This is a genomic window from Paeniglutamicibacter sulfureus, assembly GCF_039535115.1.
In the GTDB taxonomy this organism is placed as follows: domain Bacteria; phylum Actinomycetota; class Actinomycetes; order Actinomycetales; family Micrococcaceae; genus Paeniglutamicibacter; species Paeniglutamicibacter sulfureus.
On sequence record NZ_BAAAWO010000001.1, the window covers coordinates 708,200 to 724,854 of the forward strand.

General features: G+C 66.1%; 17 protein-coding genes. 6 read left to right on the forward strand and 11 right to left on the reverse strand.

Annotation, left to right across the window (positions count from 1 at the left end):
• Positions 1-63: 63 nt before the first annotated feature.
• From lplAB to ABD687_RS03210, 5 genes are all read right to left on the reverse strand, one after another.
• The gene (gene lplAB / locus ABD687_RS03190) at positions 64-1,131 is read right to left on the reverse strand and encodes a lipoate-protein ligase LplAB (RefSeq protein ID WP_310287283.1); all 1,068 of its coding nucleotides are present in this window, start codon (positions 1,129-1,131) and stop codon (positions 64-66) included.
• Between the two features lie 93 nt (positions 1,132-1,224).
• The gene (locus ABD687_RS03195) at positions 1,225-1,482 is read right to left on the reverse strand and encodes a type B 50S ribosomal protein L31 (RefSeq protein WP_264271245.1); all 258 of its coding nucleotides are present in this window, start codon (positions 1,480-1,482) and stop codon (positions 1,225-1,227) included.
• Positions 1,483-1,614: 132 nt separating this feature from the next.
• The gene (locus tag ABD687_RS03200) at positions 1,615-2,514 is read right to left on the reverse strand and encodes a TrmH family RNA methyltransferase (RefSeq protein WP_264271244.1); all 900 of its coding nucleotides are present in this window, start codon (positions 2,512-2,514) and stop codon (positions 1,615-1,617) included.
• Complete coding sequence (locus ABD687_RS03205; protein WP_264271243.1) at positions 2,514-3,317, reverse strand: sulfite exporter TauE/SafE family protein; 804 nt, start codon at positions 3,315-3,317, stop codon at positions 2,514-2,516. The genes ABD687_RS03200 and ABD687_RS03205 overlap by 1 nt, the downstream gene beginning before the upstream one ends.
• Positions 3,318-3,402: 85 nt before the next feature.
• A complete protein-coding gene (locus ABD687_RS03210) occupies positions 3,403-4,188 on the reverse strand; it encodes an ABC transporter ATP-binding protein (RefSeq protein WP_302266041.1) in 786 nt (261 codons plus the stop codon).
• A 202-nt stretch (positions 4,189-4,390) separates the two neighbouring features.
• Here ABD687_RS03210 and serB point away from each other — a divergent pair, with 202 nt between their 5' ends.
• The 3 genes from serB to ABD687_RS03225 all read left to right on the forward strand — a co-directional run bounded on the left by serB (position 4,391) and on the right by ABD687_RS03225 (position 7,685).
• Positions 4,391-5,299 carry a phosphoserine phosphatase SerB gene (gene serB / locus ABD687_RS03215; RefSeq protein WP_302266040.1) on the forward strand — a complete coding sequence of 303 codons (909 nt, stop codon included), beginning with the start codon at positions 4,391-4,393 and terminating at the stop codon, positions 5,297-5,299.
• 160 nt (positions 5,300-5,459) lie between these two features.
• Positions 5,460-7,157, forward strand: a complete 1,698-nt coding sequence (locus ABD687_RS03220; RefSeq protein ID WP_310287278.1) for a VanW family protein — start codon at positions 5,460-5,462, stop codon at positions 7,155-7,157.
• A gap of 246 nt (positions 7,158-7,403) precedes the next feature.
• Complete coding sequence (locus ABD687_RS03225) at positions 7,404-7,685, forward strand: hypothetical protein (protein ID WP_310287276.1); 282 nt, start codon at positions 7,404-7,406, stop codon at positions 7,683-7,685.
• Between the two features lie 153 nt (positions 7,686-7,838).
• On the opposite strand, the gene ABD687_RS03230 is transcribed toward ABD687_RS03225, so the two are convergent.
• The 3 genes from ABD687_RS03230 to fabG all read right to left on the reverse strand — a co-directional run bounded on the left by ABD687_RS03230 (position 7,839) and on the right by fabG (position 10,708).
• Positions 7,839-8,585, reverse strand: coding sequence for an SDR family oxidoreductase (locus ABD687_RS03230; protein ID WP_310287273.1), 747 nt, complete (start codon positions 8,583-8,585; stop codon positions 7,839-7,841).
• A gap of 397 nt (positions 8,586-8,982) precedes the next feature.
• Positions 8,983-9,447 carry a GatB/YqeY domain-containing protein gene (locus ABD687_RS03235; RefSeq protein WP_302266036.1) on the reverse strand — a complete coding sequence of 155 codons (465 nt, stop codon included), beginning with the start codon at positions 9,445-9,447 and terminating at the stop codon, positions 8,983-8,985.
• A 541-nt stretch (positions 9,448-9,988) separates the two neighbouring features.
• Positions 9,989-10,708: a 3-oxoacyl-ACP reductase FabG gene (gene fabG / locus ABD687_RS03240; RefSeq protein ID WP_310287271.1), complete on the reverse strand. Its 720-nt coding sequence runs from the start codon at positions 10,706-10,708 to the stop codon at positions 9,989-9,991.
• Between the two features lie 295 nt (positions 10,709-11,003).
• Here fabG and ABD687_RS03245 point away from each other — a divergent pair, with 295 nt between their 5' ends.
• Genes ABD687_RS03245 through ABD687_RS03255 form a run of 3 tightly spaced genes read left to right on the forward strand, consistent with a single transcriptional unit; the run spans position 11,004 to position 12,850 of the window.
• Positions 11,004-11,645, forward strand: coding sequence for a DUF3099 domain-containing protein (locus tag ABD687_RS03245; RefSeq protein ID WP_310287269.1), 642 nt, complete (start codon positions 11,004-11,006; stop codon positions 11,643-11,645).
• A complete protein-coding gene (locus ABD687_RS03250) occupies positions 11,642-11,911 on the forward strand; it encodes an acetone carboxylase (protein WP_264271233.1) in 270 nt (89 codons plus the stop codon). The genes ABD687_RS03245 and ABD687_RS03250 overlap by 4 nt, the downstream gene beginning before the upstream one ends.
• A 6-nt stretch (positions 11,912-11,917) precedes the next feature.
• Entirely contained in the window at positions 11,918-12,850 is a 933-nt protein-coding gene (locus tag ABD687_RS03255) for an SURF1 family cytochrome oxidase biogenesis protein (RefSeq protein WP_310287267.1), read from the forward strand.
• 16 nt (positions 12,851-12,866) lie between these two features.
• On the opposite strand, the gene ABD687_RS03260 is transcribed toward ABD687_RS03255, so the two are convergent.
• The 3 genes from ABD687_RS03260 to ABD687_RS03270 all read right to left on the reverse strand — a co-directional run bounded on the left by ABD687_RS03260 (position 12,867) and on the right by ABD687_RS03270 (position 16,611).
• Positions 12,867-13,334 carry a GNAT family N-acetyltransferase gene (locus ABD687_RS03260; RefSeq protein WP_310287263.1) on the reverse strand — a complete coding sequence of 156 codons (468 nt, stop codon included), beginning with the start codon at positions 13,332-13,334 and terminating at the stop codon, positions 12,867-12,869.
• Positions 13,335-13,557: 223 nt separating this feature from the next.
• The gene (locus ABD687_RS03265; protein WP_264271230.1) at positions 13,558-15,159 is read right to left on the reverse strand and encodes an ABC-F family ATP-binding cassette domain-containing protein; all 1,602 of its coding nucleotides are present in this window, start codon (positions 15,157-15,159) and stop codon (positions 13,558-13,560) included.
• Positions 15,160-15,345: 186 nt separating this feature from the next.
• Positions 15,346-16,611, reverse strand: a complete 1,266-nt coding sequence (locus tag ABD687_RS03270; protein WP_310287261.1) for a GTP pyrophosphokinase — start codon at positions 16,609-16,611, stop codon at positions 15,346-15,348.
• Positions 16,612-16,655: the final 44 nt, after the last annotated feature.

A 16,655-nucleotide genomic window follows, 5' to 3' on the forward strand; every position in this document is an offset into this window, starting at 1 on the left:
GGATCCTGCCCACGAGGCCGGTGCGGGACCCCCGTCGAACGGGGGTCCCGCACCGCACCATGGCTACGGGACGCGCGCAGTCCATTGGTCGGTGGAGAACTTCGATTCCGCCAGATCGCGTGCGGCCTGCCGCGTCGGGGCGTCCAACCGCCCCGGGGTGGCAGAATACCGGCGGGCGAAGGTGTCTGCCATCGTCGACATGATTTCGGCCCGCGACAGCTTTGCCTGGGTCTTCAGCGGGTCCACGCGCTTGGCCGCGGAGGTGATGCCCTTGTCGGAGATCTTCTCCCGGCCGATGCGCAGCACCTGTAGCATCTTATCCGCGTCGATGTCATAGCTCATGGTCACGTGGTGCAGCACCACGCCTCCAGCCAGTCGTTTTTGCGCCGCCCCGCCGATCTTCCCGACCTCGGTGGCAATGTCGTTCAGTGGCTTGTAGTGCGCCTTGACGCCCACCGTCGCCAAGGCCTCCATGACCCAGGCATCCAGGAACGGGTAGGAATCGGCGAAGCTCATGCCGTCCACCAGCGAGGAGGGCAGGTAGAGCGAGTAGGTGATGCAGTTTCCCGCCTCCATGAACATCGCCCCGCCGCCGCTGATCCGCCTCACCACCTTGATGCCGTGCTCCGCAGCGGCCTGCGCGTCGACCTCGTTGCGCACCGACTGGAAGGAGCCGATCACCACGGCCGAGTCCTCCCAGTCCCAGAGGCGCAGCGTCGGGCCGCGCGTGCCGGCGGCGACCTGGCGGGCCAGCACCTCGTCGAGGGCCACGTTCTCGATGATCGGCATGGTGTCCGGGCCCAGCACCTCCCAGCTGTGGTCGGCCCAGGTGGTGGCGTGGCCCAGGGCGCGGCGCACCGTGCGGGCCACGGCGTCGGCGTCGAAGCCGAACATCACCGCGCCCTCGCGCAGGCCGGTGGTGACGGCGTCACGCACCGCCGAGTGCTCAACGGTCGCCGGCAGGCCCACCAGCGCCTGGTTCAGGTCGAAGAGGGCTTCGTCGGGCTCCAGGAAGAAGTCCCCGTTCAGCGAGGCGGCTGCTATCGTCCCGTCCTGCACCAGCAGGTCGACGACAACCAACTTGCCGCCGACAACCTTGTATTCACCGTGATGTGTGTAGCCGTGAGTCATGGGATCAATCCTATCCACCTTGCCGTGGCGGAGGTTAAACAGCAACGGGACCCTCCGAAGTGGAGGATCCCGTGTGCAGGCGTGAAGGCGGAATTACTTCTTGCCGCCGAAGCCCTTGAAGCGGGCGTTGAAGCGCTCGACGCGGCCGGCCGAGTCCATGATGCGCTGCTTGCCCGTGTAGAACGGGTGCGAAGCGGCGGAGATTTCGACGTCGATGACCGGGTAGGTGTTGCCGTCTTCCCACTCGATGGTCTTCTTGCTCGTGGCGGTCGAACGGGTCAGGAACTTCTCGCCCGAGGCGAGGTCGTTGAACACCATGGTGTTGTACTGCGGGTGAATATCAGCCTTCATGCTAAAACCTTTGCTCACGTCACTGGATTTTGCCAGCAACCGAATGTGCCAAACCGGCCCGTGGGATCACGAAGCCGACGTTCCAGTGTAGCCGAACGGGACAAGGATTTTCCAATTCAGCCGACGGTTCGCCTAGCGAGCGCGCAATTCCCAGAAGGCCACCGCGCAGGCCGCCGCCACGTTCAGCGAATCGACGCCCGGGCGCATGGGAATCATGACGTGGAGGTCGGCCTGCTCCAGCACCGCGTCGCTGACCCCTGCACCCTCGGTGCCCAGCACCAGCGCCAATTTCCCGCGGTCGGTGGCGGCCACCTCATCGATGCCCCGGGCGTGGGCGGTCAGTTCCATGGCGGCGATCTCGAATCCCGCGGCGGCCACGGCCCGCATTCCATCTGGCCAGGCATCCAGTCGGACCCACGGCACCTGGAACACTGCGCCCATGGACACCCGGATGGAGCGCCGGTAGAGCGGGTCGGCGCAGCGCGGGGTGATCAGCACGGCGTCGATGCCCAGCGCTGCGGCGGAGCGGAAGATGGCGCCGAGGTTGGTGTGGTCGACGATGTCCTCGAGGATCGCGACCCTCCGGGCCCCGGAGAGTACCTTCTCCAGTTCCAGCGGTTCGGGGCGGTCCATCGCCGCCAGCGCTCCGCGGTGCAGGTGGAAGCCGGTGATGGATTCGAGCACCGCGTCGGATCCCACGAAGATCGGCACCCCGGGGTGCGCGGTCAACACGTCGCGCAGCGAATCAAGCCACTTCGGTGCCATGAAGAAGGATCGCGGGCGGTGCCCTGCCGCCAGTGCCCGGCGCAGGACCTTGGAGCCTTCGGCGATGTAGCGCCCGTTGGCCGGATCGGCAACCTGGCGCAAGGCTGCGTCCGAGAGCCCCGCGTAGTCATGGACCCGCGGGTCCACACCCGAGTGCAGGAAGACCAGCCGCCGGGAAATGTCCCCGCCGGCTGCCTCGCGCACCGCTTCCTCGAACCCGTTCTGCGCGCCGGGTGCTTGGTCGTTGGCTTGGTGGTTGGCCTGCATCAGGGACCCACGATGAGCTTGGCGACCATGTTGGCCAGCGCCACCAGTCCCAGGACCACGATGACCAGGCGCAGCCAGCCCGGGGAGAGCTTGCGCCCGACCTTCGCGCCGATGAACCCGCCGATCAGCGAGCCCACCGCGATCAGCAGCACCACCGGCCAGTGGATGCGTTCGGGGGCGAAGACCAGGTAGGAAACCGCGGCCACCAGGTTGACCACCAGCGACAGGATCACCTTGATGGCGTTGGACTGCTGCAGGGAGGCATGCAGGAAGATCCCGAAGACCGCCATCAGCAAGATGCCCTGGGCGGCGGTGAAGTAGCCGCCGTAGATGCCGATGAGGAACACCAGGATGTAGAGGGTGGGCCCGATGCGGGTCCTGTCGGCTTCGTCCGGATTGACCCCGACGCTGGCAGCCTGGCGCCCCTTCGCCCAGGCGGAAAGCCGTGGCTGGAAGATCACCAGCAGCAGCGCCAGCACGATCAGCACCGGGGCCACGTAGCCGAAGACCGTGTCGGGCAGATGCAGCAGCAGCCAGGCGCCGATGAGTCCGCCGACCAGCGAGACGGGGACCAGCTTGAGCATCGTCCGCCAGACGGTGGCGGCCTCCCGTCGATAGCCCCAGGCGCCGGAGAATCCACCGGCAACCAGTCCCATGGCGTTGGAGACCACCGCGTTGACCGGCGCGAATCCGAGAGCCACGAGAACCGGGAAGGTCACCAGGCTGCCGGATCCGACGATGGTGTTGATGGTTCCGGCCCAGAGGCCCGCGAAGAAAATGATGATGTCGCGCCACAAGTCCACGCCGGAAACCGCTCCCCTGTTGATGATGTATTGCTGTCCGCCAGGGCCCGAATGGCCGCGGCGGCGGTGCTGCCGCGGGTTTGGGCTAGTGCTTGGCGACGGCGCTGTAGCGCCCGCGCTCGGCGCGCAGGCTCAGCGGCGTGTTGAACGTCTCCGAGAGGTTTTCCTCGGTCAGCGTCTCGGTGATCGGACCGGCGGAGACCACGCGGCCATCGCGCAGCAGCAGCGCGTGGGTGAATCCCGGGGGGACTTCCTCGAGGTGGTGGGTGACCAGCACCATCGCCGGTGCTTCCTCGTCGCCGGCCAGTTCGGTCAGGCGTGCCACGAGGTCCTCTCGGCCGGCCAGGTCAAGGCCGGCACCCGGTTCGTCCAGCAGCAGCAGCTCGGGATCGGTCATCAGCGCCCGGGCGATCTGCACGCGCTTGCGCTCCCCCTCGGAGAGCGTAGCGAACGGCCGGTTGATCATGGTGGACATGCCCCAGTCGTGCAGCAGGGAGAAAGCGCGGCGCTCATCCAGTTTCTCGTAGTCTTCGCGCCAGCGTCCGGTCATTCCATACGATGCCGTCAGCACCACATTGAGCACGTTCTCGTGCTCGGGGATGTGGTTGGCCAGGGCTGCGGAGGACAGGCCGATGCGCGGGCGCAGCTCGAAGACGTCGACGGCGCCGAGTACCTCGCCCAGCACTCCCGCAACACCGCGGGTGGGGTGCATCCGGGCACCGGCGATCTGCAGCAACGTGGTCTTGCCGGCTCCGTTGGGTCCAAGAACCACCCAACGCTCGCCCTCCTTTACGTGCCAGTTGATGTCAGTCAGTAAGTCTTTGCGTCCGCGTACCACGGAGACGTCGGCGAGGCCCAGCACTTCATTCATGGGTAAAACACTAGGCCAGTGACCCGTCTTTGACCCAACCGAAGGCGCCCGACATGCCGCTGGCGGGCCCCTGGCGCGTCGCTGCCCCCGTTCCCGCTCGGCGTCCCGGGGCCGTAATGGGCGTGTGATGTCGGACAAGATCCCGCGCAACAAAGCGTGCGACGTTTTGGGCGGGCGCGTGTGGCCGCGGGAGAATAGGTGAATGCAATCCACCGCCTTCATCGTCTTCCATTCAGCCGCCACGCCGTGTGCCGAACCCGCCGGCCTGCGCCGCACCCTGGCCGCCGCCGGCCACGCGGTGATCAAGGAGCAGTCCTTCGAGCGTGCCGGTCGCAACGGTGCGCGCTGGGAGGTCACCGGGACGGTGCGCCAGCTTCGTGCCCTGGTGAACCCGCTGGACAACCTGCTGGCCCGCTCGGAGGATCTCGAGCTGCGCACTTCCGCCATTGCCGTGGTGCCTGCCGCACTTGTGCGTGCGAAAAAGTTGCTGCTGGTCATGGACGTGGACTCCACCCTGATCAAGCAAGAGGTCATCGAGTTGTTGGCCGCCCACGCCGGACGGGAGGCCGAAGTCGCGGCCGTCACCGAGGCTGCAATGCGCGGCGAACTGGACTTCGCCGCCTCGCTCCATGCCCGGGTGGCCACCCTGGCAGGGCTCGATGCCGAGGTGATCGATGCGGTGCGCGGGCGCCTGGAGCTCAGTGACGGTGCGGCCGAACTTATCGCCGCCTTCAAGGCGGCTGGCCACCACGTGGCAGTGGTTTCCGGCGGCTTCGCCCAGATCCTGGATCCGCTGGCGGCCGAACTGGGTCTGGACTTTGCCCGCGCCAACGACCTGGTCATCGTCGACGGGAAGCTCACCGGCATGGTCAACGGGCAGGTGGTGGACCGCGCGTACAAGGAAGTCATGTTGCGCACCTGGGCCCGCGAACTCGGGGTCGACATGGAGCACACCATCGCGGCCGGGGACGGTGCCAACGACCTGGACATGGTCGGCGCCGCCGGGCTCGGCGTCGCGTTCAACGCCAAGCCGCTGTTGCGTGAAGCCGCGGATGCCAGGATCGACCTGCCGCGGCTGGACATCATCGCCGACTTGGTGGGGATCTCATAACGATTTTCCCTAATCACCCGTTATTTAGTCCTTCGTTTGGATGCCACCGGTAGAATGGCAGGTGGTGGCGAAGCCCTGTTACAGGGACGCCTCAACCCCCAACACGGTTCGCGGCCGTGCCCCCGATGGAAGAGAACGATTCGTTTTGCACAGTGAAAACATGGGACGCAAAAAGCGCGGCCCCGAACGCAAGTCACACCGTGGTTGGCTCATTGGCGGGGCATGCGTCGTACTTGCCGGCGGACTGTACACAGGGGCTGCGGCATACGCAGGCTCGCAGATTCCGGCGAACACCACCGTCCACGGGGTGAACGTCGGCTCCCTGTCCCCGGAAGCGGCACGCCAGATCCTGGCGGAGAAGCTCACCCCTGCCACCGCGCAGGAAATCCCGGTGCAGGTCAACGGCCGTGAGGAGTCCCTCGACCCGGCCGCCGCCGGTCTCTCGATTGATCTCGAGGGCACCGTGGACGAACTCGTCGGCTTCGACTTGAACCCAGCCACCCTGCTCGAGCGCTTCACCGGCGAGTTGCAGATTGAACCGGCCAGCAACGTCGACGAGGCCAAGCTTCGCGCCGAGCTCGATTCCTTGGCCGCCAAGGTCGCAACGGAGACCGCCGAAGGCAAGCTGGCTTTCGACGGCGCAAAGCCCGTGCTGACCAAGCCGGTTACCGGTGTGGTGCTGAACGTGGACGATTCCGTGGGCGTCGTCTCGGAATCCTGGTTCGACCCGGCGGAGCCGCTGGAACTGCCCGCCGCGCTGAGTGAGCCCAAGACCTCTGCCAAGACGCTGGAGACAGCGCTGGAGGAGACGGCGAAGCCGTTGGTGGCCGGCCCGATCAAGCTCACCGATGGGAAGTCCACCGCCTCGCTGACCCCCGAGCAATTGGGCGATGCCGCCTCGTTCAAGGTCTCCGGCGACGCCGTGACCATGTCCTTGGACACCGAGAAACTGGTTGCCGCCGCAGCGAAGGGGGCCGACGGATTCAAGTCCACGGCCAAGGACGCCAGGATCGTGCTCTCCGGCGGGGCGCCGAAGGTCATCCCGTCCCAGAACGGCACCACCATCGACTCGAAGAACCTGGACCAGCTGGTCCTGGCTGCCTCCAAGGCCAAGAACCGCACCGCCAAGGTCTCCTTGACCACCACGGTCCCGGAGTTGACCACCGCGGAGGCGAAAAAGCTGGGTGTGAAGGAAGCCATCGTGAACTTCTCCACGCCGTACCCGGCTGCGGACACCGTGCGCACCAAGAACCTCTATGCCGGTTCCAAGCGGCTTAACGGCGTGCTGGTCATGCCCGGGGAAACCTTCTCGCTGGAGAAGGCGCTGGGCCCGATCACTACGGCCAATGGCTACTTCGGTTCCGGCGTGGTCGTCAACGGTTTCGCCACCGAGGCCGTGGGCGGCGGACTCTCGCAGATCTCCACGCAGATGTACAACGCCGGGTTCCTGGCCGGGTACGACGACATTACGCACAAGCCGCACAGCCGCTGGTTTGAACGCTACCCGGCCGGACGCGAGGCCACCCTCTGGGAGGGCCAGGTCGACATGGCATGGAAGAACAACACCCCCTACGGCGTGATGATCGAGGCGTGGGTCGGCGGCGGCAAGGTCAACACGCGACTGTGGAGCACCGATTACTGGAAGGTGGGCAGCAAGTCCTCGGCCAAGTACAACTTGACCAACCCGGGGACCGAGTACAATCCTGCCGCCAACTGCAAGCCCGAACGCGGCGGCAAGAAGGGCTTCTCCATCAACGTCACTCGCACGCGCACCGCACCGGACAAGACGCTCCCGGCTGAAACCAAGTCCTGGACCTATCAGCCCTGGAACAAGGTCATCTGCGGCAAGAAGCCCTAGCCCTGGCCCACGGGCATCCATGAAGGCGGCGTTCCCGTCCCCCCGGCCGGGGGACGGGAACGCCGCCTTCTTCCATTCACCGCATCGCTGCGGATTCCCGCTGCCCGCCCGGGACGCCTGGCAGCCGTGTCGGCGGAGCAGCGAGTCACGTAGTCTGGACGCGTGGGCCACATGTGAGCACACCTACTGGCCTCCAACGCCATCGGGTTCATTTCAAGCCTGCAGCGCATGCCGCGGAACCTGTCCATGCTGAACGAAAAGATCGAGAACGGCAACTTGCAGGTCAACGTCCGTCAGTTCGCCTCCCCCACGGACCGCGGCTTTCTCACCGGGCTTGTCCACGAGGGCATCATCGCCGGGATATCCATCGCCGCGATCCTCGGAAGCATCTTGCTGATGGTAGCCGAGAGCGGCCCCATGTTGGCGCAGAACCTACGGCTCTACCAGTTTTTTGGCTATACCTTGGCGCTCGGCGGGTTCATCTTCGGCCTGCGCTCCCTGGTGCGGATCCTGATCACGCGAAAGTGACTCGTCGCGGACCCGCGGCACGCGAATTCCCTCCGGTCGCCTGAAACGCTTTCTGGCGGAAAGCAGGAAAACCGGGCATTTCCGCCTTCGCAGGGGAAGGTGGAAATGCACGGTTTTCCCATAGGCGCCCGAGCGAGATGCCGGACGGCAGGACTACTTCTTGAGGAAGTCGCCGGCCCCGCCCACGTACTCAGTGTGGCCGGTGGGAACATCGGCGGTGACCATGGCGGCCACCTCGGCGCCGAACTCCTCGACGGAGTAGAGCTTGCCGGCGGCGGCGCGGCGGGCCTCGATGGCGCCCGGCTCCGCACGGTCCAGCAGCGTCGCGGTGATGGTGCCCTCGATCATGTCGCCGGAGACGACCACAAAGCTGATGCCCTTGGCCTCAAGCGCCGGGATGAACTCGCGCAGGGCCAGCTCGCCGGCGCGCTTGGAGCGGGCCACCGGCTCGTAGGCGTCCATGGTCTCGACCTGGTCGATGAAGTGCGCCTGGTGGCTGGTGACGAAGACGACGCGGGAGCCCGGGGCCATCTTCGCGGTGGCCGCCTCGAGCATTGCTACCTGGGCATCGCGGTTCAGGCGCAGTGCGTAGTCCTCACCGAGGCCCGATTCCATGCCGCCGGAGGCGTTGAGCACCAGCACGTCGAGCGAGCCGAAGTTCTCGATCGCGGCATCCACCAGCGCGGCCGGTCCCTCGGGGGTGGTCAGGTCGGAGCCCACGGCCACGGCGCGGCCGCCGGCCTCGACGATACCGGCAACGATCTTGTTGGCACGCGGCGCCTTCTGGCGGTAGTTGATGACCACGCCGGCACCCTGTGCGGCGAGGATCTTGGCTACTTCGGCACCAATGCCGCGGGAGGATCCGGTGACGATGGCGCCCTTGGCTGAAAGATCGTTCAATGCTGCTCCTAAAGTGGTGGCCGGGCCTGGCGCTGCGGCGCGCACTGGATTCGGCACTTTTATGGTGTTGGTGGTGAAAGTCTTTGGGTGGAACACACAACACGTGCGCTCCGCCTTCTCAATCCTGCCAGTCCACACGGGTGTGCACTGTTGTAGGAATCCTCCAAACAAGTTTAGTCCAGGGGGCCCCTTGGCCAGGTGCGGGGCACGCGGTGGTGGGCGCCCAACGATATGCCTTCCGGTGGCCTATGCCGCCACCTGCGCGGACGCCGCGAGTGAGTTTGCCTGGGGCCATCGCCCCGACCGCGCCACGGAGCAGTTGCAGGAAGTGTCCACGCTGCTGTCCCCGGCACGGGGGCGCACCCCCCCCTTGGGATGCTCTCCCCCGTGGAAACGATTAGGCCAGTTCCGCGCGAACCATGTTGCTTAGTGCCTTGCCGTCGAAGCGGCCAGCGACCTTTTCGGTGACCTGCTTCATGACGGTGCCCATCTGGCGCATGCCAAGCTCGGTTCCACCTGCGCGCAATTCGGCGACGACGTCGGCGACGATCGCCTTGGCTTCGTCCTCGGTCAGTGCCGCCGGAAGGTAGCCTTCGATGACGGCGGCTTCCTGCTCTTCGGCCGCGGCGCGATCCAGCTGGCCGGCCTCGGTGTAGGTCATGGCAGTTTCGCGCCGACGCGCCGCTTCCTTCTGGAGCAAGGAAATCACCGCAGCGTCGTCGAGTTCGAGCGGGGTCTTACCGCCCTTTTCGCGGGTGTTGATCTCACCCAGGAGGTTGCGCACGGTGGTGAGTTCCACCTTGTTCCCGGCCTTGAGGTGCGCGGTCATGTCCGCGCGGAGGCGGTCCTTGAGGCTTTCCATGATGGCTTCTTCTTCCCGTCGTAGCCCGGCTCGTACGCTGTGCGGCTGCACCCGTACGTTTGCCGGTGTCACCCCCAGTTTATGGCGTGGAACCGGAGCACGTCGCATCGGTTGGACGGCGCGTTGGGGAAAGCAGCGTCAGCGCTCCGCGTTTCCGATGCATTGACAGGTCCCCCTGCCGTGGGCTGTTTCCCGAATCACGATGGAAGACCCCGTCTTCAATGAAGGTAGTGGTGGCGAGCTTCGTGCATGACGCACCCAGCTAGGAGATTGACTAACTCAAAAATTTACCTAGATAAATAAAATTGGCCGTTTTTCAACAACCATCGACCAGGAAATGGAAGCTGGTCAGAGCCGCACGATCCTGCTGCGTTTCAAAGGGTGTTCTGCCTCGGCATCGGGATTCCGCTGCCCTCGCTGATACTCCCCCGTCAAGGGGCACCAAACACGCTGACCCGCTCATGCGGTCAGCACAGAATGTGTGGCGACCGCATGAGCCCTCCCCCCTCACCGGAGCGGGGAAGGGTCATGCTGGATGATGCTAGTGGCCCATGCCCAGTCCGCCATCAACGGGGATGACGGCTCCGGAGATGTACGCAGCTTCGTCGCTGGCAATCCAGCGCACCACGTTGGCCACTTCCTCGGGCTCTGCGAAGCGGTTCGCCGGGATGGAAGCCAGGTACCCCTTCTGCGTGGCCTCGGGCAATGCGGCAGTCATGTCGGTGTTGATGAAGCCGGGTGCCACGACGTTGGCGGTGATGCCGCGCGACCCCAATTCGCGTGTCAGCGAGCGGGCGATGCCCACCAAGCCCGACTTGGAGGCGGCGTAGTTGATCTGGCCCGGGGAACCGTAGAGGCCGACGACCGAGGAAATCAGGACCACGCGGCCCTTGCGCATCTTGATCATGCCCTTGGAGGCGCGCTTGATGACGCGGAACGCACCGGTGAGGTTGGTGTCGATCACGGAGGTGAAATCGTCCTCGTTCATGCGCAACAGGAGCATGTCGCGCGTGACACCGGCGTTGGCAACCAGCACCTCTACCGGACCGTGGGCTGCTTCAACCTCAGTGAACGCTGCATCGATGGAGGCGGTGTCGGTGACATCGGCCTGAACGCCCAGCAACCCCTCGGGGACCTCTCCGCTGCGGTAGGTGATGGCGACCTTGTCGCCGTTGGCTTCGAAGGCGCGGGCGATGGCCAGGCCAATTCCGCGGTTGCCTCCGGTGACCAGCACGCTGCGGCCGGTGGGGGTTTCGGACATGGATCCTCCATAAAGAAGTTCTGGGGTGGGCAGGGGGGTATGCGCATCCAATTCTAGCCGGAGCCGTGCCAACCCCGTCTTGTACCCGCTGTTCAGCGAGTCATCTTCAAGTGACCGGTGTGTACTGAACCTGTGAGCCGGAGTCGGAAAACCATTGCGCGGCAAGGGAACACCCCCCTGCCGTGCGGCCCCCGGTCGGGCCCGGCACGGAATTTCCCCTCGGGGGCAAGGCAAGGATTCGTAAGGCGGCGCGAGTCGGTGAGACAATAGTGCTTAACGGATCGACGGAAGAACCATGAGCGAGCCACATCACAACCACCACCATGACCAGGGCCAACCGGTCCATCGGATCACCGAGGCGCAAGAGTCCCACACCGTGGAACAGCACTCCCGCGTGCTCAAATACACGATCTCGATGTCCGTGCGCCTGGCCTGCTTCATTGCTGCCTTCTTCGTGCACGGGTGGCTGCAGTGGACCTTCCTCGCCGCCGCCATCGTCTTGCCCTACGTCGCCGTCGTCATCGCCAACGGCGGTGCGGACGTGACCAAGCGCCAGCCGGCAGCGGAATACTTCGCGGGCGATGACCCGCACCAGCTTGGGTCCGGCACCGCGGCACCGGAAACCGGGAACGACCAGACCCATCCAACGCCCTTCGGCGAACCCACCACGGAAGCGGCCCCTGCCCGCCCCTGGACTGCAGGTGAAAGCTACGAATTCGACGAGTTCGGCGAAACCGTTACAGAGCGCGCCGCCACGGAGGATGCTTCCGGAAGCGCGCAGCCTGATGGCCCGGACGCCTACTGGGCGGCTGTCGACGCTCCCTACCCGCAGGAAGCGCCCACCACCATCGACGGGAGCTTTGTGGAAGATGCGGAACAGCCCACCGAACCGGGCCAGCCCGCGGCCGGCCGACACCGGCACGGGGGCACTGCATGAGCATCTTTGATTCACTCGGAGGCGCCAGCCTGCCCCAGGGCCCCACCGGGCCCCCGAAATGTTCGCGCAAAGGCTGCCGTGCCGACGCCACCGTTGCATTGCTGTGGAACAACCCGAAGATCCACACTCCGGAACGACGGAAAACCTGGTTGGCCTGTGCCGATCATGCCGACTGGCTCGAAAACTACCTCACCGAGCGCCTGCTCTTCAAGCAGCGCCTGCCGCTCGAAGACGCCGCACCCGGCTCGAGCACCCAAGGAGAATGAAGAAGCGTGTATCGATTCCTGGCAAGCACCCGCTGGATTGGCTGGCTGCTGCTCGTGTGCCTGTTCGCCACCACCTTCACGTTCCTGGGCAAATGGCAGATGGACCGCCGTGAAGGCGCCCTGACCGAGATCTCCCATGTGAAGCTGAACTACGACGCCGAGCCGATCCCGTTTGCCCAGGCCCAGGGTCTCTTCGAGGAACTACCCAGCGACGGCAAATGGACGCCCGTCGCCCTGCGCGGCAGCTATCTGGCCGATGACCAGGTGGTGGTGCGCAACCGCATCTCCGGCTCCCGCCCCGGCTACGAGGTGTTGGTCCCCTTCCGCACCCTGGAGGGAACCACCGTGATCGTTGACCGCGGTTTCCTGCCCATCGGCAATGACAACTCCGGGCGCCCGGACGCCATCCCCGCGCCGCCGGCGGGAACCGTGGATGTCCAGGTCCGGCTCAAGACCGGCGAGCCGACGCTGGACCGCGGGGCACCCGAGGGGCAGCTGGCCTCGGTGGACCTGGCCACCTACGAGCGGCAACTGGGATACCCCGTGGCCACCGGCAGCTATGGGCTGATGTATCTGGAGGACCCGGCTCCGGCCGCGGCACCCACCCAGCTGCAGCGCCCCGAGGAAGACGAGGGACCGCACCTGTCCTATTCCTTCCAGTGGTTCGCCTTCGGCGTGCTGGTGTTCATCGGCTTCGGCTATGCGGCCAAGCAGCAGGCCAGGATCAACCGCGAGGACCGCGAGGAGCGGGCGGCGGCTGCGCTGCGCGGCGAGGAACCGGTGCTGCACCAGGCGCACCGGCTGCGCAGAAAGCCCAAGAAGCTTGTCCGCCGCGACGGCAGCCCCACCGACGAGGCCACCGAGGATGCCTACCTCGATGAGCTGGAACGCAAGGCCGCCGCCGCACGGGACGCCGGGGTGGCCGGTCCCCACTCCTAGCCCCACGCCGCCGGCCCTACGTGCTGGAAGGCGTCGTTCCCGGGACGAAGGCCTCTGCCAACGCTGCCCATTGGATGAACACCGATTCGTCATCCACCGTGGCACCCAGGGACCCATAGGTCGCCAGGGCAGCGACATTCCCCCTTTCGGTCCCGGTCCACATACCCGTGCAACCAAGCGCCAAGGCTTCAAGTGCCAGTGCGCGCAACAGTGCGGCGGCGATCCCACGGCGCCTGTGGCTCTCCGCGACGCCCAGCTCGTAGACGAACATTTCCGGTTGCTTGTCGGGATGGCGCATGACGACGCCGGAAACGAAGCCGACGGCGGTTCCGTCGGCGGTTCTTGCCAGCAGCAACCGGTGACCCGGCATGGCCAGGAAATCCCTGGCCCCGTGCTCGCTGACCGGGAAATCGAACAGGTCGGAGGCCGCGACCAGCTCGGAAGGGTCCGTAGCGGGTCCGATAGTCCAGTCGGTGGGGTCCATGGTTCCGTCCCGTGGCGTGCAGGGGGGTGGCAGCAGACCCGCCCGGTGGAGCGGGTCCGCTACACCGAAGCTAGCCCCTGCCCGGCTCCGCGCGCAAGGTGGGGCGGGATCGATGCGCTTCGGGCACTGTCGGCGGCATCGCTCCCCCGGCCGCGGACATGAAAAAGCCCGCCCTCCCGATGACTGCCATTGGCAGGGACGGGAAAGGCGGGCCGAATCCTGACTAGGCCAGGGTGACCAGTTCCAGGTAGGAATCGTTCCAGAGGTCCTCGTCGCCGTCGGGCAGCAGCACCACACGGTCCGGGTTCAACGCTGCAACCGCGCCCTCGTCGTGCGAGACCATGACCACGGCGCCGGAGAAGTTGGACAGCGCGGAGAGGATCTCGGCACGCGAGGCCGGGTCCAGGTTGTTGGTGGGCTCATCGAGCAGCAGCACGTTCGCGCTGGAGGCCACGATGGTGGCCAGGGCCAGGCGGGTCTTCTCGCCGCCGGAGAGCACGCCGGCCGGCTTGGAAACGTCGTCGCCGGAGAACATGAAGGAACCCAGAATGCCCCGCACCTCCGCATCTCCCATGTGGCTAGGGGCCGCCGAGCGCATGTTTTCGAGCACCGAGCGGTCCACGTCCAGGGTGTCGTGCTCCTGGGCGAAGTAGCCGATCTTCAGGCCGTGTCCCGGGATCAGGTCGCCGGTGTCGGGGTTGGAGACCCCGGCGAGCATGCGCAGCAGCGTGGTCTTGCCGGCGCCGTTCAGGCCCAGGATGACGACCTTGGAGCCGCGGTCGATGGCGAGGGAGACATCGGTGAAGATCTCCAGCGAGCCGTAGGATTTCGACAGGCCCTCGGCCATCAGCGGGGTCTTGCCGCAGGGGGCCGGATCCGGGAAGCGCAAGGCCGCGACGCGGTCGGCGACGCGGACGTCGTCCAGCCCGCCCATGAGCCGGTCCACGCGCTTGAGCATGGACTGCGCGGCGGAAGCACCCGAGGCCCGGGCCTTCATCTTGTTGGCCTGCGCGAGCAGCGTGGTGGCCTTCTTCTCGGTGTTGGCGCGCTCGCGCTTGCGGGCCCGCTCATCGGTCTCGCGCTGGGCCAGGTAGCGCTTCCAGCCCAGGTTGTAGACGTCCATGGTGGCGCGGTTGGCATCGAGGTGGATGACCTTGTTAACGGTGGCTTCAAGCAGCGAGGTGTCGTGCGAGATCACCAGCAGGCCGCCCTGGTGGTTGGCCAGGAAGCCGCGCAGCCAGGTGACGGAGTCTGCGTCGAGGTGGTTGGTCGGCTCATCGAGCAGCAGCGTCTCGGCGTCCGCGTAGAGGATCCGGGCCAATTCGACACGTCGGCGCTGGCCACCGGACAGGGTGGACAGCGGCTGGTTGAGCAAGCGGTCGGGCAGGGCCAGGTTGTTGGAGATCGCCGCGGCCTCCGACTCGGCGGCATAGCCGCCGCCGGCGATGAATTCGGCCTCGATGCGGTCGTACTGGCGCATGGCCTTGGCAGCAACGGCCTCGTCCTCCGAGGCCATGTCGTCCTGGCATTTCTTGAGCTTGCCGACGATGATGTCCAGGCCACGGGCCGAGAGGATGCGGTCGCGGGCCAGTTGCTCCATGTTGGGGGTCCGCGGGTCCTGCGGCAGGTAGCCGATGGATCCCGTGGTGGTGACGGCACCGCCGGCAGGCAACGATTCGCCGGCCAGCACGCGCGTCATCGTCGTCTTGCCGGCACCGTTTCGCCCGACGAGGCCGATCTTGTCGCCCTTGTCGATGCGGAACGAGACGCCCTCCATGAGAAGGCGTGCGCCGGCGCGCAGCTCCAGATCGGCAACGGAAATCACAGTGAGACCTTTCGGTAAAGTTTTGGGGCCCTGCTGGGCAACCTACCCAGTCTACGCGGGTGACAAGCCCTTTGGTGTGATGATGCGTTCAATCTCACGCCGGCTCCACACCGGGGGCCCGCATCCGACGCAGTTGAGCCCCCGCGACGGCACACGATGTGCGGTGCCGCCGGGGATCTGAGATGCTCAGGGCTTGGCGTTGCCCTTGGCAGGTTGCTGGTCTGCCTTGGCGCCACCGGACCTGGGCACAGCCTTGGAATCTGGCTTCGAATCGGCTGTCGCCTCGGCCTGGGATTCGTCCAACGCCGCTCGCGCCGCCGATGCAGGCAATCCGGCGGCGGGCGCCGGCACGGGAGTGTTCTGGGCCTGCTTGATCCGGTACGCGTCCATCTGCACCAGGCGGCGGCGCAGTGAATCGGCCCGGTGCGCATCCCCTCCACTGGTGGCATCGATGTGGGTGGTTCCGAAGTGCCACAGCAGTACGTCGTCCAACAGGCGGTCGGGGCCCGGGGAGTAGCGGTGGTCAAGGGCCGCACGCACCGAGGTGATCACGTTGGGTTGGAGCAGCGCGGCAAATTCGCGGGTGCGGGCGAGTCCGTGGGCGGCGAGCAGTTCCGCGGCCCACCCCCAGTCGTCATCGGACTTCCTGTCCACGTGCGGCAGCAGCGTCTGCCAGATGAACTGGATGCGCGCCGCTCCCAGCGGCACTGCTCCCTCGCCCTCGGCATCCCAGAAGCCGGTGACGGTCTCGAAGCGTTCGTGCAACTCGGAGAACTGGTCTTCCACCGCCTCGAGCATCGCGGCGGTGGCGGTGAACTGCCGGTCAATGTGCGGGCTCCAGGCGCGCGGCTCGGCGTTCTTGAAGCGGATGTCGTGCTCGATCTCGCTCCACGCGTGGGAAAGGATCGTGCGGATCTGCACCTCGAAGACGAAGTTTCCGGTGATCTTGGTGTCCCCGCCGAGCCTCGCCTGGAAGTCGCGCACGACCTCCTCTCCGCGGGTCTTGAGGATCAGGTGGCGGGAAGAATAGCCGTAGGTTCCCGATTCCACCGAGCCGATGTCCTTCTCCCGGTCGGAGCGGCAGTCGAAGTCGGAGCGGCGGCGCTTGATCAGGTTCGCCGCTTCGCGGATCTCATGCGGCAGCTTCACGATCACCCGCACTCCCACCAGGTCGTGGATCTCGCGCAGCGGGCTGGGGAACTCCAGCGCGGGAGTTTCCCCCTCCTCCCCCACCAACATGCGGGAGGCCTTGTCACGGAAGGACTCGACAGTCTTGACCCGGCTAACGACGAACAACGGGGTGTTCTCGGTTTCGTCAAAGAGGGACTCGATGCGGGTGCGCATGGCCTCGGCGACATGTTCCAGCATCGGGCGGGCAGCGGCATACCGTTCAACGCTGCCCCTAACCTGGTCGCGCAACGAATCATCAAGGGTTTCCCAGGGGGTGCCCACACGTGCCTCCTACAAAAACGGCTGGTCGGGGGTGCTCACGGATC

Coding starts and splice junctions, on each gene's coding strand:
- ABD687_RS03225 (WP_310287276.1), top strand. CDS start 7,404: ATGCTGAACGAAAAGATCGAGAACGGCAACTTGCAGGTCAACGTCCGT.
- ABD687_RS03210 (WP_302266041.1), bottom strand. CDS start 4,188: ATGAATGAAGTGCTGGGCCTCGCCGACGTCTCCGTGGTACGCGGACGC.
- ABD687_RS03245 (WP_310287269.1), top strand. CDS start 11,004: ATGAGCGAGCCACATCACAACCACCACCATGACCAGGGCCAACCGGTC.
- ABD687_RS03250 (WP_264271233.1), top strand. CDS start 11,642: ATGAGCATCTTTGATTCACTCGGAGGCGCCAGCCTGCCCCAGGGCCCC.
- lplAB (WP_310287283.1), bottom strand. CDS start 1,131: ATGACTCACGGCTACACACATCACGGTGAATACAAGGTTGTCGGCGGC.
- ABD687_RS03195 (WP_264271245.1), bottom strand. CDS start 1,482: ATGAAGGCTGATATTCACCCGCAGTACAACACCATGGTGTTCAACGAC.
- fabG (WP_310287271.1), bottom strand. CDS start 10,708: ATGTCCGAAACCCCCACCGGCCGCAGCGTGCTGGTCACCGGAGGCAAC.
- ABD687_RS03220 (WP_310287278.1), top strand. CDS start 5,460: ATGGGACGCAAAAAGCGCGGCCCCGAACGCAAGTCACACCGTGGTTGG.
- ABD687_RS03235 (WP_302266036.1), bottom strand. CDS start 9,447: ATGGAAAGCCTCAAGGACCGCCTCCGCGCGGACATGACCGCGCACCTC.
- serB (WP_302266040.1), top strand. CDS start 4,391: ATGCAATCCACCGCCTTCATCGTCTTCCATTCAGCCGCCACGCCGTGT.
- ABD687_RS03260 (WP_310287263.1), bottom strand. CDS start 13,334: ATGGACCCCACCGACTGGACTATCGGACCCGCTACGGACCCTTCCGAG.
- ABD687_RS03200 (WP_264271244.1), bottom strand. CDS start 2,514: ATGCAGGCCAACCACCAAGCCAACGACCAAGCACCCGGCGCGCAGAAC.